This window comes from Rhodospirillales bacterium, from assembly GCA_023898785.1.
Classification (GTDB): Bacteria; Pseudomonadota; Alphaproteobacteria; order Micavibrionales; family Micavibrionaceae; genus TMED27.
This window is the reverse complement of the sequence record CP060239.1, coordinates 1,015,428-1,032,017: the sequence shown is the minus strand read 5'-3', so window position 1 is coordinate 1,032,017 and position 16,590 is coordinate 1,015,428. Positions and strand designations below refer to the sequence as shown.

Below are 16,590 nucleotides of genomic sequence, written 5' to 3'. Positions count from 1 at the left end.
GAAGCGTAATCGGTTTTATAGTGAAGATTGAGCAAAAAAGTCGAATGCCCGTTCGTCTTCTTAACCCGCCTCTTGTGAGTAAGCGTCCTGAATGTGTGGAATTGCCGGATATTTTCAAATCCAGAAAACAGAAAACCTTGAGCATGTCGTTCAGGCAATGGCCGACGCGCTCACACACCGCGGTCCTGATGACCACGGCATGTGGATAGAGCCTCAGGAAAAGCGGCTGGCTTTTGCTCACCGGCGCTTAAGTGTAATTGATCTTTCCAAAGCCGGCGCACAGCCAATGCGCTCTTCATCTGGGCGTTATGTCATTTCGTATAATGGTGAAATCTATAACTTCCAAGCTTTAAGAAACGAATTGGAAAAATTTGGCTGCGGCTTTCAAGGTCATTCAGACACCGAAGTTCTGCTGGCCGGATTTGAGCATTGGGGCATCAAAGACACACTTAAGCGAGTTGCCGGCATGTTTGCTCTGGCCCTGTTTGATTGTAAAGAGCGCACATTGACCTTGGCGCGAGATCGCTGCGGCAAAAAGCCGCTCTACTTCGGTTGGGATAAAGGGGTGAACGTTTTTGCATTTGCTTCTGAACTTAAAGCGTTTACGGCGGTACAGGCTTTTCGAAAACCGGACATCAATAACAAAGCCATTCAGCTTTATCTGCAGTGGCGCTATATTCCTGATCCTCACTCAATCTATGAAAATATCTGGAAATTACCACCCGCACAGTTTATTACACGCCCCCTTGAAGATTTTATTCATCCGTTCACACCGCAGGAACATGCTGAAACGTATTGGCACTTTGAATCTGTTACCGGTCAAGAGCGTCAAAGTGCAGCCGAACACTCTCAGCTTAACGGTTTGGAGGATATTCTCACCCAAGCCATTAAAGAACGGATGATTGCCGATGTTTCTTTGGGAGTTTTTTTGTCTGGCGGCGTGGATTCTGCGCTTATTACCGCGTTGATGCAAAAGCATGCCGATCAGCCGGTCAAAAGTTTTACAATCGCGTTTGATGATTCGCGCTACAATGAAGCGCCGCATGCCGCGCAAATTTCTGCTCATCTCGGAACAGAGCATACCGAAATGCTGCTTACATCCGCTGAGGCCATGAAGACCGCCCGGCATATCAATTCGTTGTTTGATGAGCCTTTTGGCGATCCATCAGCGATTCCCACATATCATGTGTGTCGTCTGGCCAAAAAAGAACTGACGGTCGCCCTGACCGGTGATGGAGGCGATGAAACATTCGGTGGTTATAGCTGGTATTTTCGTGCACAAAAACTATTGCCCGTTCTTAAGCTCCCTAATGGATTGCGCCGCACTGTTGGACAAGCCCTTACCGCACTTCCTTTGGCTGGCGGCCTGTTTTCTGCTGCCCAGCGTCGTAAAATTTCTGCGTTAATCGCGGCTGATGATCCTGATGAGCTTTACCCGCTTTTGCATAGCTATTGGTCAGGGGTGACCGGACAGCGCGCTCAAAACATTGATGACACAGCCTATGGATCAATGATTGAGACTTTGCCTGTAAGCAATCCAATTGAACGGATGATGGCGTTTGATACGCGTATGTTTATGGCCGGAGATGTGTTGACTAAAACAGATCGTTGCTCAATGGCTCATGGTCTGGAATTACGATCGCCTTTACTGGATCACCGCGTCATCGAATATGGCTGGAGCATGTCGCATGACATGAAAATCAGGGGGCATCATGGCAAATATGCTCTCAAGCAGCTTTTGCGGCGATATATTCCAGATGCTCTGATTGACCGCCCAAAACAAGGCTTTAGTATTCCGCATGGGCGCTGGCTGCGCGAAGATTTAAGAGACTGGGCAGAAGATATGCTCTGCGTTAGTACATTGAAAAAACACAGCCTGATCGATCCGGATTTTGTAAGCCTTTATTGGGATGCGCATGCTTCCGGCCAGGCCGATTACGGTCATTATCTCTGGACCATTGTGTGTTTACAAAACTGGGCGGAAACATGTCGATAGAACAACCACCACAAGGTTTTGTAAAACTGCTCGTCCGCCTGTTTTCAGTGCAGGCCATTGGCTTGGTCTGCGGGTTTTTGTCGCACCTGCTTTTGGCTCGCATGCTGGCTCCTGAACAGTATGGCGTTTTTAATTTTATTTTCTCTTCGGCGATGCTCTGTGCCTTGCTGGGGAATTTTGGTTTTCAGGCTTCGTCTGTTCGTTTGATCCCACAATTTACATTGGCAAAACAAGCATCATTATTGCGCAAATTCTATGGATTTTCATTCGCATGGGTTTTGGGGATGTCCACCCTTGCGGGCCTTGGTCTTTATGGTTTGTATGCCAATGTTCTTCTGTCCGAAGACTATACACAAACCACATTGATCATTGGCGTAATATTGGTGCTGTTCATCGCGTTGATAAAACTCAATAGCGGTGTTTTAAAAGGGTTTAAAAAAGAAAGCTTGGCCTTGACCTATGAAAGCGGGCTGAAAGAAATTCTATTATTGGGGTTTCTTGCCATAGTTTTTCTAGCAGGGTTTTCAATGAGCAGCGCTGTCGTAGTCTTGATTGCGCTTGTTTGTATCTTTCTTGGGCTTTTGATTACCTCTTCAACGCATGCAATCGCTTTGGTGCGGCCTTTAAAACCAGTATCCGAAGAGGGGAAAAAACAACAAGCAGCCGAAAACATCAAAGACGAAAACCAGATACAGCTTTACCGGCGTTGGTTAAGGATATCCCTGCCGATGATGCTGGTCATTTCCGCGCAAATGCTTATTCACCGCTCTGATATTGTCTTGCTCGGGCTTTTATCCAGCGCGAGCGATGTTGGTTTGTATAGTGCGGGCGCTAAACTCGCGCAGGCCGCAACCATCGCAATGATGGCGCTTAATATTGTTTTTTCCCCGCGCGCCGCCGAAGCGTTTCACCAGAATGATACGTCCGGTCTATGCAACCTGTATGGTAAGATCATGAAACTGCAGGCTATATCGACTGCGACGATGGCCATTTGTATCGCGCTAGGTGCGCAGGTCGTTCTAAATTTTATTGGGACGGAATATGCACAAGCTTTACCTGTTGTCTACGTCCTGCTGACTGGATATGTCCTGAATGCATTCTGGGGACCTGTACCGTTCCTGATGATCATGACAAAATACGAAGATCAGGCGATGTGGATTACGTTCGCCGCTGCTCTGCTGAACATTATGCTCAATATTGTACTCATCCCGGTCTATGGTATTGTAGGGGCAGCGATATCGACGGTCATTGCTCTTAATCTGCGCAATGCTGGTGCGTTGTTATATGTCTTGTCAAAAGGCCTGTTATCGGAAAGCAGAAAACAAACAGATGAGTAAACCGGATTTTATCGGTGTTGGTACGGAGCGTGCAGGAACATCCTGGCTTTTTTCGATGATCGCTCATCATCCGGAATCTTGGGTGCCTCCGCTCAAGGAACTGCATTTTCTTGATACAATCGATCCTGATGTTCCATCACATAACCCTCGCTATCGCTGGCATCTCACCAGCCGGATTAAACAAAAGGCCACACCCTTTATGAACATATCCCACCGGCCCGAGTTTTTAAAGAATACGGCTTTCGAATATTTGCTGTGGGATGCCTGTTATTTTTCAGGTTCAATGAATTTTGAATGGTATCAGCGCTTATTCGCCGAGCGTTTTGTTAAAGGGCGAATTGCCGGTGAATACACGCCGGCCTATTGCAATATCTCCGAAGCATTGATTAAAAAAATGTTGGAGTTGAACCCTTACATGAAATTCCTGCTTGTCTTTCGTCATCCCTGTCAGCAAATCCGATCCAGCCTAATTCAACATTTTGTGATGATTGAGAATAGACCTTTTGCATCTGTGGGTGAAGACGAAATGATGGAATGGCTGTGCGCTCCTTTTGCGCAGAAAAAATCGAATATTGGGGATGTATTTGAAAAATGGAGCCGATGCCTGCCGCAAGACCAACTTTTTATTGGTTTGTATGAAGAGATCAAACAGGCGCCGGAGGAGCTAATAAAACGTGTTTATCGCTTTTTAGGGCTCAATGAAAGCTTCATGCCTGATAGGAAGTTTTACGCAAACAAAATCAACAACCTGACCAAGCCGGATTATATTATTCCGCAAATCGTGCTTGATTATATCGATGAACATTGGGGCCGCGAAGCCGAGCATATTCAAAAAAACATGCCGCAGCTGGCCCAATACTGGAGCAATTTATGAGTAGCAAGATTTCGTCCTGGGAAGAACAGGGCAATAAACACATCAACATCAAGGGTAAAAAACACCCGCTGCCCTATCATAAAATTATCAGTGATCTGGCCATCCAGTATTCCCAGGATGGGGATGCGGTTTTGGATATTGGGTGCGGGCTGGGGCAGACTGTGGCGCTCATTCAAGATAAAGGCCAGCGGGAAATTCATATTGCTGATGCTTACGAAAACTGTCTGGAGATCACCTGCAACCGCATATCCCCGCAAGCAGAATATTTAATTGATGAGCGCAATTTTGATATCTCCAACAAAATCCAGCGCACATTTAAGGTCGTAATCATGTCGCATGTGCTAGAGCATATGCTCAACCCCGTTCAGGCTGTCCATGATGCTCTAGGGCTGGTTGAAGATGGTGGTTATCTTATTCTTGCCGTGCCCAATCCTGCCCGACCCGGCGTTTTAATCTCTAATATTACGAAAACTCATTACGTCAATCGTGGTCACGTCATGACATGGGACATGTCACACTGGATTAATTTTCTTGAAAATATTCTGAAGCTTGACGTTGTTGAATACCGCAATGACTTTATTCAGATCAAAGGTTGTAACAGTCTCCCGGCTATCATGTCATTGGGAGAAACGTTAGGACGCGTGTTGCCGTGGTGGTGCTTTTCCAACATCGCTGTCATCCGTAAGTAACGTCGGTTTATACATTCCAGCGCGCTGTTCGAAATGGCATCCTGAATAAGCGGCGGCGATAACCACCCAAAAATAGGTAAAGCGGATATTTTGATGTGTTAGCCCGTACATCATGATAGGCACCAGCAAGAAGATGTATCGCCAGGGGCGTCCCCTGAAAACAAAAAATAAAAACGTAAAGAACAACAAAAATCCAACTATACCATAGGAAAACAAAAGCGTTGCTAGCCCGGAATGAAGCTCTTTTCCTTGCGGGTTATAACGCCAATTTGCACCTTCGCCCGCCCCTAAAAGCACATAATGTGGATTGTCTAGTATCCGGTCATACCCGCGTCCACGAAGACTATCATCGCCTTGAGCACCGATCGTACTGATACGCGTATATACCGTATCGATCAGCTTGAAATCTGCAACTTTCGACAATAAATCGTTCTGCGTAATCAACATAAAAGCTAAACCAACCGACACGATCCCAATCAAAAAAAGTCGTGACGTATCAGACATCAGCCGGGAAAAAAATACGATCAACAAACAAAACGCCATGGAAACGATTCCTGCCTTAGACAATGATACAAGCTGCGTGACAAACATCATCAGGATCAGGGCAGCATCCATTAATGTGAGCCGTTCATGGCGTTTTATAATGATTAGCAGCGCAAAGGACAGCAGGCTCCAATAGCCAAGCTGGTTGGGGTTATTGAAAGTTCCTTGCGTACGTATCGAACTTCCATAGTCTAACAGAATAAAGACCGTTTCGATGCAAATACTGGCTGCCAGTGCCCAATATGTCAGGTGGTTGATCGTTTGCGGCGCAAGTTTAAAAAGCTGTAGAGCAAACAAAAACACTCCGAAGTTATAAACATAGTAAAGCGAACTCAGTAAAAATTTGAGGTCAGACGTAAAAACAAAATGTATGATATTGATAGTAAATGTTAGCACTACGAACCCTATACCCAGAAGAATTGCTGTTGGAATGCGAACCTCGCTTTTTAAAGCTGCTAGTCCCAATGCGGGCGCTAGTCCTAAAAGCAGAACAAAATCAGCAGGCTGTGGATATCCACTTTGCAGTACATAAAATGGGGCCAGCACAAGATAGGCAACCCAAATAATCTTAAAGAAGAATGAAACTGATTCCGAAGACTCAACCATGAAAAAACCGACCAGGATATTTTTATTATCGATAGGTGTTACAGGGATTTGCGCATTGATTATAACTGCCTCTATGCACAATGTTTCCAAAACTATAACAAAAGATGATGAACGCTACATTCACAAAATCATTTCAGCGCAAAACTATGATTGGCAGGACATCAAACACAACACAACGTTTGAAGAAGAACTGGAAGATATTCGGGCTATTCAATCCGCCGTTTTGAATACGACTCCTCTCCAGAAACAGGTGCCCGATAATCGCCCGCGTGAACCCAAAGATCTGTTTGAGCTTGGCTATGCTCAATGCAGTGATCGTAGTCGGGTCATTGACAAAATGCTTCGTCTGGCCGGATTTGAAACCCGGGTGGCCAGTTTATACAGCACGGCAAAGACTGGTTCAGCGATCAAATCACTGCTTTCAAATGATAAGGACCTTGTGCACTCGCATTCTATTGTCGAAGTTAAAACCCGGCGTGGCTGGATGATGGTGGATACCAACGAACAGTGGCTGGGTCTTGATAAAGAAATGCAACCTGTCAGCCTTGAACGTTGGTATACGCAAGTAAAAAATGGAAATTCTGATATCTGGCATACATCCAACGAAGGAAAAATTTACTGGTTGATGGAAGGTCCTTATACGTTCGTTTATGGCCTCTATTCACGCCACGGCTATTTCTATCCGCCCTATAACTGCGTACCCGATATTAACTGGCCTGAATTCAGATATAATTTTTTTAGAAAATAGCTTTATGCCAGAGTGCTATTGGCAATCAATGCGCCGCTGTCCAGTAAGTCCTGCGCTGTAAGGCTATCGGCAATATCAGTGAAAACGCGTGCCGTCTGCACGTAACTATCGCCACCGCCGTCGCGGTCTACTTGTATATCAAAGCGTGAGCCTGTATGAACAATCAGCACAAAATCATCAATATCAGATGACCCGTGTGAATACCCGCTCAACAAATCCGTAATGTTAATCTGATCGATGCCAAGCGTGAAATTATAAATACGGTCCTGGCTGTCTTCTGCAGCGCTAAAGCCAAACACATCGACACTCGCATCAACACCGCCATAGAGGAAGTCAATGCCGGCATCGCCAACCAGCGTATCCATACCGGTTCCACCATAGAGACTATCGCTGCCGTCACCGCCGTTTAGACGGTCGTCATCTTCTTCCCCGTTGAGCAGATCATCATGGCTTCCACCATTGAGAGTATCATTGCCGGTGCCGCCGTACATACTATCGTTATGTGCATCACCGTTCAGAATATCATCCCCGGCTCCGGCCTGTAGCGTATCAGAACCGTTGCCGCCATTCAGCGTATCATTGCCGTTTTCACCGTAAAGGAAGTCACCTCCGGCGCCTCCGTTGAGCGTATCCCCGTCATCGCCGCCATATAGGCGGTCGTTTCCATCATCTCCGTTCAGTTCGTCGATACCGGACCCTCCATAAAGATAGTCAGCCTGATCGCCGCCATAAAGCGTATCATTGTCCGCTTCACCATACAGAAAGTCCTGTCCCAGGCCACCACTTAATATGTCATCACCAGCGCCGCCATAGGCTCTGTCATTTCCGCCTTCACCCGCTATGATGTCATCGCCATCTTCTCCATAAAGACGATCATATCCTTCACCGCCATTCAGCGTATCATTACCAATTCCGCCGCGCATGACATCATTGCCACCGTCGCCATTCAGCGTATCATTACCAGCATCTCCGTATAGAAAGTCACGATCGTCACCACCATTAAGCGTATCATTGTCATTGCCACCGTAAAGTTTGTCTATCCCGGAATCGCCGTTGAGCGTATCGCTTCCCGCACCGCCCCATATATAATCCGCACCGCTGCCGCCATTTACCGTGTCGTCGCCGTCTTCTCCATAAATCCGATCACTGCCGTTTACGCCTGAAGCCACAGTAATTACATCCGCGCCATCACCGCCGTAAATTCTGAGCGTGACGTCACTATGCGTGCCGTTAACGGTTATAATATCACTGCTCTGTGCGCCGACAATCTTCATGACATTCGGCGCACTACTGCTTAACAATGTTACTGTTAATTCATTTCCGCTGCGATCCATCGTTGCCAGATTTGTGCTTCCGGACGCTCCGCTATACCCCATATCAGAGGCATTCAGCGTTGTTGTTTCAGCTGCCGTCGTGTTGTGGAAGTATTTACCACCCGACCATTCAAAACTTGTCACAAACTCTTCAGCTGCAAAAGTGCTTTCAAGTTCCGCGCGCGTGTAAGAACCATCTGAGAAAATGAAATTTTCGAAATTTGATATAAAGTCTGTGAAAGCCTGCACCACATGTGTGATTGCCACGGTCATATTGTCGATGAAATTGAATGCCAATTCACTGACTGAATAGTTATACACCACACTATCATTGCCAGACTCTCCATCAAGTGTGTCATTGCCGAGGCTGATGTGAACCGTATCGTTACCAAGGCCACCGCGGATATAGTTATCTGCCGCATTACCATAAATTATATCGTCCCCGCTGCCACCGATTGCGTTCTCAATCACGGTGCCATAGGCAATAACGAGGTTGTTATCCATGCTTTGACCGACAGAACTGAAATCGCCTTCAGTTAAGTACAGCGTTTGTGCTCGTGAAAAACCGGACAGATCGATCGTATCAATTCCACCGCCATCCCAGATTGCCACGGGGACATCTGAAACTGTAAAGTCAAACTGATCCCGTCCGGCATTGGAATTAAAACCATAGGTTGTATCACCGCTGCGCGTTGTATAATCAGCGCCATAGATATTTTGGATGGCCAGGATATCGATTAACATTGGTGTCGCCGAATACTGCCAAATACCAGAAGAATTCCAGTGATCGCTGCCGACATTCTGATCATTGAAATATGACATCACGGTCATCTGATGCGTATCATCAGTCCATTGTGCGTCAGTCGCATAATCAGCACTACCGTTGTAATTTCCAGTGTGACCAAGCCCTAGAGAATGACCGATCTCATGAATAGCCGTCATCAATGCATAATCGCCAAGATCATTGAAATTTGTCCAGTATGACGGGTTGGTATCGATCGAAATGGTGTTGCTGACAATTGTTGTGCCCGAGGTTGTAGAGCTTGACCAAGCCCCGCCATCGTCACCTTCCAGTACAGTCATATTTGCACCGCTGGCGACTTCTGTGAATTCGATATCGGCAACATCAGCCCAAAGATCAAAGGCCATCCGTATGCCGGCCTTTTGATCGGCACTAAATTCATTCGACAGGCTGAAGGTAATATTGTCCTGCGTCCACGAACGCTCACTGCTGCCAGTGTCCTGCCAGAAACCGTGCGTCAAATAATTAGCAAAAGTATTGGGATCAGACGGACCACTCGGTGCGTAAATCGGCGGATTTCCGTTTGTCTGATACAAGGGATCATCTTGCGTATAGTTCACTAAATCCGGTTGCCCGCTTTGACAAGCCGCACACCCGCATCCAATAACTGTATTTGAATCCATGGAAAAATCTGAAGTTTCCAACACCGTCTGATACCCTTTGATTTTTTTATAAATTCCCAGCCCTCATAACAGAATATAACAAGAAAGTTGCATGCTGCTTAATATTACATAAAATACAATCTATCCGCCCTTTGTCTCGTTCTTATATATATTTCAGGAAACCACTCCTAGACATGGCTCCTCATAGTTTTTAGAAATCTCTTCTTTTAAAGGCTTGAGTTGGCGATCCCAATCGGCTAATTCTTCAAAAAAGGAGTTTAAAAATTCTCCCTTCAGAATCAACATTATTTTCTCCTGTGCCCCGTCAACACAAGTTAGACAGATGTCGGGGTATCGTTATGCCGATATTTTAACCACATAACTTACCAGGCAATGTCCGCAGATTTACAAAAACAATACGAAGCCTATCCTTACCCGTATAGAGATCCAAAAAGTGATGCGCCGATTATCACCTTTATGAATGATTTGGTGCTGATCGGTCATTATGGCTTTAGCGGTCAAGCATGGTGTCGCCAAAAAGATTGCCGCGTATTGGTGGCAGGCGGCGGAACTGGTGATGCGACGCTGCATCTAGCCATGCAATTATCAAGCGTGAACCCGGATGCGCAGATCATTCACCTTGATCTTTCTGAAGTCTCCAACAACATAACCCAACAACGCCTCGATCATCAGGGATATAAGAACGTTAAAGTGGTGCAAGGCTCCTTACTCGATTTGCCCAAAGGGGAGCACGGCACGTTCGACTACATCAATTGCTCAGGTGTTCTCCACCATCTCAAAGAACCGAACGAGGGTGCAAAAGCGCTGTGCTCAGTTCTCAAAGACCATGGGGTCATGAGCATTATGCTCTATGGCGAGTTGGGTCGAAGAATTGTCTACGATATTCAGAATTTGGCAGGCATGGTCACAGAAGAAACCGAAGCGCTGGACAAGCGCATTCCTATCGTAAACGAAATTTTAGCCGCCGTGCCGGAACAAAACCCTCTGCGCAATGTCTTCCCGCTCAATATACCGGATGCGGAGCTGGTTGATCGTTATCTCCATCCTCAAGACCGCGCTTATACTGTACCGCAAATCTTTGAAATGCTCGCAGCCTCATCATTAAGGCTGTTATCCTTTTTGCCCAAGGCGCACTACGATCCTTTGCTGATGATTTCGGAAGGGCCGCTGCGCGATCGGGTGCGAGACTTGCCGGAAGAACAGCGCATGGCCTTTGCCGAAATTCTCTCTGGCACGATGGCCCGCCATATGTTTTTTGCAACGAAAAAAGAGAACAACAAGCCGCAAATGCCTGATCCCAGTGATTTGAGCTTGATCCCCGTCTTGATCGGTCCAGGACGGCGTTTAAGGCAGCAGGAATTCTCTGGCGGTGTGGCCTTCGCCCAACCGGTCATGGAGCGTTTAGAACTGGAGCACCTTAAAATAGCTTCACAAATGGACGGGGAAACTAGCCTGAATGATATTTACCAAATCTGCTCAGACCAGCACAACATGAGTGCAGAAGATTTTAACAAGATCTGGCTTGAAATCTACCGGGTGCTGGGCAGTCGAGGGAATGTTGTGCTTAAGGAAGGGTAAGTTCTGTGGAAGGAGCTGTTTAACGCGCTGGAAAAAGCATCATCTGATTTTATACTTTCAGCATGGCACAGCAACGATTATAGAGAAAATACGCATATCAAAATGCTCTGATTATAAAATATAATATTTAACCAGAGATTGTTTCTATCATGTTGGTGGGAAAGAAACGAACAGGAATCTAATGCTTGAATTTTTAGTCGCGAACCTGAGTATAGAGAAGAGCTATAAAGAACCGGAGGTTTTTGAAGCCGCTGAATAGATTGTGCGTTAATTTCCTTTAAATGCTTTAGCCCCATTTTTTATTTCAAAGGCCTGCAAAAACAATGGTTATTCAGTGTCGTTATTCATTCAGAGTTCTGCTTTTTATAATTTGCTTACAGGTTACCGGGTGTGGCACTGCTTCTCAGAAATATTATATTTTGGCAGAAGATCTGGCAAAGCGTAACGGATTGCAAAAAGACGTTGTACAAACGCAAAATTTTGCTATTACTGCATATCATTCTTTCAAAGATAATAAACAGCCTTTACGAATTTATATCGAAGGTGACGGGCTGGCATATCGCTCACGAAGCAAGCCCTCAAAAGACCCTACCCCACGCGATCCTGTCGTTTTAAAATTGATGATCGTCGATAATTATACAAATAAAGCCTATTTAGCACGCCCTTGTCATTATTCTCAGCAAGACCTTTTAAGTGCCTGCAGTGTAAAAAACTGGACGACTGAACGGTTTTCTCCAGTCATTATCCGCTCTATGAATGAGGCTGTTTCTAAGCTCAAAGAACAAAATGGTGCCCGTGATATAGAGTTAATAGGGTTTTCGGGCGGTGGTGCTGTGGCAGTTCTCATCGCTGCTTTACGCGATGATGTTAAATCGATCCGAACTGTTGCTGGCAATCTTGACCATGCAGCCTTCACTAAGCACCATGATGTAACCCCGCTTGACGGGTCTCTTAATCCCGTTGATGTAGCTTCTAGAATTGCACATATCCCGCAAATTCACTTTAGTGGACAAAACGATACCGTTGTCCCGTTGTCCATTGCTGAAAGTTACCTGCACAATTTGCATAACAAAAATTGCATAAAGATACAGACTGTTCCGCACGTGACACATGGCCGCGGTTGGTCAGAAGTCTGGAATGTATTGCTGGACATTCCGTTTGCACTGTGCATAGGGCCGCACGAAAAGCCTTCCATCGTTGACAATAACCTTGCGAATCGATAACATCTACAGCAAGTGAGCTTAGTATTTGCATTCCCTTTTTTCTAAATGTCGCGTTTCTGCGGCGCATAGTAAATTTAACATGACCTTAACATGATGAAATGTACAGTCCGTCTGCTGGTTGCGGCTTCTTCTTTTGGAGTTTTTTTTACAACTTCTGATTTTGTTTACGCGGAAGATTGTACAGCTGTTCTTCCAGGTGCGGACTGTACTCTCGATGAAGACACAACCGCTCCTCTGACTATAGATAATACGGTAACGTTGACCATTGGTGGAAGCGTTCAGATTGATGAAACTATCGATGGCAGCACACTGAATGTGGGAACGATTACTACAAACAGTGGTGGTATAACAGTCGATCAAAGAGCGGCGATTGGTAGGACATCTCCTATCGACAGTCTATCGATAGGAGATGGAGACACGTGGAACGCATCGGCAGATATTATTACAAATAGTAGCGGTGGTGACGCCAATAATGGTGCAGTTCAGGGCGATATTGATCTTGGGACAGGCGATGGTGGTGAGGTGCTAAGTCTGAATGGCGGGCTTTTTGTGCGCGGTCAAATAGATGGACATTCGGGAGATGATGTCAATGTAGGTGCAGATCTTAACGGTGGCAATTTTTCACTTACTGGTTCGATGAACTCCGTAACATTAAATATAGACAGTGGAACGCTCACCACACAGAGTTCAATAGGCGGGGTAACGCCTTTGGCGAATATAGCTATTGGTTCTGGGGCTAAATTAAACCTGAGTGGTGTTGCTAATGTCACACAAACACTTGATCTCGATGGAACTCTTACGATTGATGCCGGTTCAACACTGACGGTAAATACGTATGACGCTAATGCCAATTCGGGCATTGTAACGCTGGGGCTAAACCGCGATACGGGTTCAACATCACGCGGTGTTCTAGCCTTCACTGGCGGTGGTCCTGTTGATTTGAGTGGTGTAACGGTTAATCTGAATATTGAGAATGGCTCGGAGGTGTTGGTAGCGGAAACTCTGGCCGGAGTTATTCAGGGCAATGGGGGTGCTACTACGCTTCCGGTTTTGGTTGATAGCTCCTTCCTGTACGATTTCAGTCTTGCACAAAACGGCAATGACGCTGATTTGGTTGTGGCGCGTAAAAGCGTGACAGGGTCGTCAACGACTGCCAATAATTCTAAAATGGCAGCGCTTCTATTGCAGAAGCTGACCACAACGGAAAACACCGATATTCTGATTGTGCAAAACAATCTGGCAAATGCGTCAACGCAAGAAGCGTATAATGAGGTTCTGGAATCTGTTCAGCCTCACCAAGATTCTAGCTCAACTCTCGCATCGAACTTTGTTACGGGTAAAACGGTTGATTTAGCTCTTCGCCGTCTTTTGTATCTACGTAACGGTGGGCGTATTACGGGCGTGAGTTCCGGTGATGACTACGACGATAGTGACGAAATTGTGGGCGGGCGTGTTTGGGGGCAGGTCTTTGGTTCAACGGGCAAGCAATCCGCACGTGAAGGAATTGATGGCTATGAGGTAGACGCTACAGGGGTCTCTGTCGGGTATGATACAGGCGGCCTTCATGAGAAGATTGTTCTAGGTATGTCAGGTACATATGCGTCGACAAATGTCAGCGCCAGCAATGCAAACCAAACCAAAACTGACATAAGCAGCTATCAGGTTGGTTTGTACGGGACATATAATACTGACAATAATTTGTTTATCAATGGTGCCTTGGTTTGGGGTACAAATGACATTCAAAGTTCGAGAAAAAACGTTGGCGGTACAGGTGCAACGGCCAACGCTCAATATGATAGTGAACAGATCACGCTTTATTCGGATATTGGGGCAGACTATAAACGTGATGCGTTGATTTTAACCCCCAGTTTTGGGGCGCAATATTCGTATATTGAAACAGAAAATTATCGTGAAACCGGCGCAGGTGGCTTGAATTTGACTGTAAATGAAAATTCTGTACATGCGCTTGAAATGGGCCCTAAAATTTCTGCAAAATGGGAAAACCAGACAGACGGTGGAACCTACGTAATACCTGAAATGTCTGCTGGATATAGCTACGATGTTATTGGTGATAACGGTGAAACCATTGCAACGCTGCAAGGCGGAGGTGGACAGCTCAGCCTTGAGGGGTTTGATTCTCAGAGACATACCGTGAATATGGGGGCAGGCGTTACGGTTTCTGAAGAGCTTTGGGAGCTGAAAGCTAATTATGACTACGAAATTCAAGGTGATTTAGATCTTCACAGCGCATCGTTGCGCGGCGTCTATAAATTTTAATACTGTGTGAGTGCGGTGATGGCTTTAATGCGCGTTAAAAAGACGACTTTTTTTATGGTTTTGGCATTGTTTTTTCCTTATGGGGCAAATGCATCATCGGTAGAGCACGAGCTATTACCCACCTCAGTATGGAGTGCTGATACGATTGAGGGCTATCAGGGCCGAGGTTGTCGGGTTTCAAGACAATATGAACAAAATATCGATCGTCTAATATTTCATTTTTACGAGCAAGATTGGGCGGATGTCTTTATCGCCTTCAAAACGCCGTCATTTCAACCCGGAACGATCTATAATGTCAGCTTTACGGGAAGGGAAGGGTATCGTGAAATGCTTGATGCGCAGGCTATTTCATCAACCAGGCTGGTTGTAAAGCTTAATAATCCTGACAATATTCTAAGCGCCATGCAATATGTGCAGGGTGTTGATGTGCATATAGCGGGCCAGCCGTCCTACGGTTTTAGGAACCCTAATCAGGAAGGGTTGTTTGATCAGCTTTCTCAGTGTTTTGGCCGTGAAGCGTTTAATCAATACCACGCTCAAGATACTGCGCCATCGGGGGGAGAGAGTCAGACAGTAAGCGCTGCCTCATCTGTCAAACTCAGTATACCCAAAGAGGGGGTGGTCACATCTGGTCTCGCAAAGTCGGCGATAAAACTCAAGGCGCCGATAAAACAACGGTCGTTTGAGAAGGTGGTGCTAAAACCCTTTGAGGATCTGCGCCCATCTTTTGAAAAGAAAATGCAGCCGCCAAAGCAACCAAGTGAAGAAATTCGCGTTTCGGCGCGCAATATCCGTGCAGAAGAGGTCGTCGGCATAAGCCCGAGTTCGGGTGAAAAGCGCGAAGAACAGGGCAGAGAAGTGCAGACTGAATGGCAAGAGGCAGTGTCGGAAGAGCCGGAATTTGAAAGAATGTCACGTTTCCCGAAACGGGAATCTAAACGCCCCGCTTTGGCAAAGCAAAATACACCCCCGCCAGTGCAAAATAACCGCGCGTTATACGTTGAAACTGATCATGCAGCAGAGCTTTCCGCTGCGCAGGAAATGGAAAGGGCGTATAGAAAATCTCCAGAGTCACAACCTCAAAAAACGGTCGAAAACACTGCTGAAGATTCTACCGGTGCATCGGGCATGTTTAAAAAGGTTTTGGACAAAGTTGCTGGCAAAAAGATTGCCGCGCCCGTGAAGAGTTCAAAAAAGGCCGACTTGTACGGGCAAAGCGCGCTGGACGTTATTCGTGCCAAGCCAAAAGTTATTGATTTATCAGAATCGTGTAATGTCGATGTGCCTGAAGCCATAGAGCCTTTGAGACCCTATCTCGCAGGTAATAGTAATAATTTTGATGAACAGGAATTGGTTGAAAGCCTGAAGGAGAAAATGCAGATTCTTGAACGGGAGAAAGAAGCTTTGCGTCAAGGTAAGCCAGAACAGCCAGGTCCCCTGTCGGTTGTACGTGTGTGCAGCCAAGAGAAAAACGATGTGGAAGCGCTCGCGAAGCGTCTTGGAGTACTGGAATCACAGAATTTTGAGTTGTCTCAATTGCAAAATGATTTGAATGCAATTGACGGTGCTGCAAAAGATTTTGAAAATCTGCAGTCCAATATCGATGAGTTGATGTCCGAAAATGCAGCGCTGCAAAAGTCCATGCAGGAAATGCAAGCACGTATGAATGAAATGACGCTTAAGAATGGTACAGATCAGAAGGGCACAAATTCGGATGAAAGTGAGCCGGAAGACGTAGCAAACGAAGAAAATCCGCACGATCAGGCGGCGATAGTAGACTACGAAAGCTCGCCTGAGACAGGTAATGAACAGGATTCTAATTTGGGTGAGCAAGATCTGGAGACGTCAGGAGAGCAAACCAAAGATGATACTGAAGAAGAATCAAGCACTTCTGTAGATTCTGCGCTGCCATAGAGTAAATTCTTTTATCTCAAAATAATTCGTCATTTTTACAGTTTATTCATCTAACAATATTAAAATT

The 16,590-nt window shown here is 45.9% G+C and carries 11 protein-coding genes; 9 read left to right on the top strand and 2 right to left on the bottom strand.

Annotated features, from left to right (window positions below; translation table 11 throughout):
• Positions 1-91: 91 nt before the first annotated feature.
• From asnB to H6859_05205, 4 genes are read left to right on the top strand one after another with little or no spacing between them, the layout of a single operon-like run.
• The gene (gene asnB, locus H6859_05220; GenBank protein ID USO06568.1) at positions 92-1,996 is read left to right on the top strand and encodes an asparagine synthase (glutamine-hydrolyzing); all 1,905 of its coding nucleotides are present in this window, start codon (positions 92-94) and stop codon (positions 1,994-1,996) included.
• The gene (locus H6859_05215) at positions 1,987-3,333 is read left to right on the top strand and encodes a flippase (GenBank protein USO06567.1); all 1,347 of its coding nucleotides are present in this window, start codon (positions 1,987-1,989) and stop codon (positions 3,331-3,333) included. The genes asnB and H6859_05215 overlap by 10 nt, the downstream gene beginning before the upstream one ends.
• Positions 3,326-4,207 carry a sulfotransferase gene (locus H6859_05210; protein USO06566.1) on the top strand — a complete coding sequence of 294 codons (882 nt, stop codon included), beginning with the start codon at positions 3,326-3,328 and terminating at the stop codon, positions 4,205-4,207. The genes H6859_05215 and H6859_05210 overlap by 8 nt, the downstream gene beginning before the upstream one ends.
• Entirely contained in the window at positions 4,204-4,896 is a 693-nt protein-coding gene (locus tag H6859_05205) for a methyltransferase domain-containing protein (GenBank protein ID USO06565.1), read from the top strand. Before H6859_05210 ends, H6859_05205 begins: the two co-directional genes overlap by 4 nt.
• Here H6859_05205 and H6859_05200 read toward each other — a convergent pair.
• The gene (locus tag H6859_05200; protein ID USO06564.1) at positions 4,840-6,045 is read right to left on the bottom strand and encodes a hypothetical protein; all 1,206 of its coding nucleotides are present in this window, start codon (positions 6,043-6,045) and stop codon (positions 4,840-4,842) included. The genes H6859_05205 and H6859_05200 overlap by 57 nt on opposite strands.
• Before the next feature lie 55 nt (positions 6,046-6,100).
• Between H6859_05200 and H6859_05195 the strand changes: the two genes are divergently transcribed.
• Complete coding sequence (locus tag H6859_05195) at positions 6,101-6,793, top strand: transglutaminase domain-containing protein (GenBank protein USO06563.1); 693 nt, start codon at positions 6,101-6,103, stop codon at positions 6,791-6,793.
• A 2-nt stretch (positions 6,794-6,795) separates the two neighbouring features.
• On the opposite strand, the gene H6859_05190 is transcribed toward H6859_05195, so the two are convergent.
• Positions 6,796-9,531: a M10 family metallopeptidase C-terminal domain-containing protein gene (locus tag H6859_05190; protein ID USO06562.1), complete on the bottom strand. Its 2,736-nt coding sequence runs from the start codon at positions 9,529-9,531 to the stop codon at positions 6,796-6,798.
• A gap of 372 nt (positions 9,532-9,903) precedes the next feature.
• Here H6859_05190 and H6859_05185 point away from each other — a divergent pair, with 372 nt between their 5' ends.
• The 4 genes from H6859_05185 (at position 9,904) to H6859_05170 (ending at position 16,523) form a co-directional block, all read left to right on the top strand.
• A complete protein-coding gene (locus tag H6859_05185) occupies positions 9,904-11,109 on the top strand; it encodes a class I SAM-dependent methyltransferase (protein ID USO06561.1) in 1,206 nt (401 codons plus the stop codon).
• A gap of 419 nt (positions 11,110-11,528) precedes the next feature.
• Positions 11,529-12,332 carry an alpha/beta hydrolase gene (locus H6859_05180; GenBank protein USO06560.1) on the top strand — a complete coding sequence of 268 codons (804 nt, stop codon included), beginning with the start codon at positions 11,529-11,531 and terminating at the stop codon, positions 12,330-12,332.
• Positions 12,333-12,422: 90 nt separating this feature from the next.
• A complete protein-coding gene (locus H6859_05175) occupies positions 12,423-14,609 on the top strand; it encodes an autotransporter domain-containing protein (GenBank protein ID USO06559.1) in 2,187 nt (728 codons plus the stop codon).
• A 54-nt stretch (positions 14,610-14,663) separates the two neighbouring features.
• On the top strand, positions 14,664-16,523 hold the full coding sequence (locus H6859_05170) for a hypothetical protein (GenBank protein USO06558.1): 1,860 nt from the start codon (positions 14,664-14,666) through the stop codon (positions 16,521-16,523).
• Positions 16,524-16,590 lie beyond the last annotated feature (67 nt).

Bases quoted from the DNA above. Each gene is read 5' to 3' on its own strand.
- asnB (USO06568.1), top strand. From the start codon at position 92: ATGTGTGGAATTGCCGGATATTTTCAAATCCAGAAAACAGAAAACCTT.
- H6859_05215 (USO06567.1), top strand. From the start codon at position 1,987: ATGTCGATAGAACAACCACCACAAGGTTTTGTAAAACTGCTCGTCCGC.
- H6859_05210 (USO06566.1), top strand. From the start codon at position 3,326: ATGAGTAAACCGGATTTTATCGGTGTTGGTACGGAGCGTGCAGGAACA.
- H6859_05205 (USO06565.1), top strand. From the start codon at position 4,204: ATGAGTAGCAAGATTTCGTCCTGGGAAGAACAGGGCAATAAACACATC.
- H6859_05200 (USO06564.1), bottom strand. From the start codon at position 6,045: ATGGTTGAGTCTTCGGAATCAGTTTCATTCTTCTTTAAGATTATTTGG.
- H6859_05190 (USO06562.1), bottom strand. From the start codon at position 9,531: ATGGATTCAAATACAGTTATTGGATGCGGGTGTGCGGCTTGTCAAAGC.
- H6859_05185 (USO06561.1), top strand. From the start codon at position 9,904: ATGTCCGCAGATTTACAAAAACAATACGAAGCCTATCCTTACCCGTAT.
- H6859_05175 (USO06559.1), top strand. From the start codon at position 12,423: ATGATGAAATGTACAGTCCGTCTGCTGGTTGCGGCTTCTTCTTTTGGA.
- H6859_05170 (USO06558.1), top strand. From the start codon at position 14,664: ATGGTTTTGGCATTGTTTTTTCCTTATGGGGCAAATGCATCATCGGTA.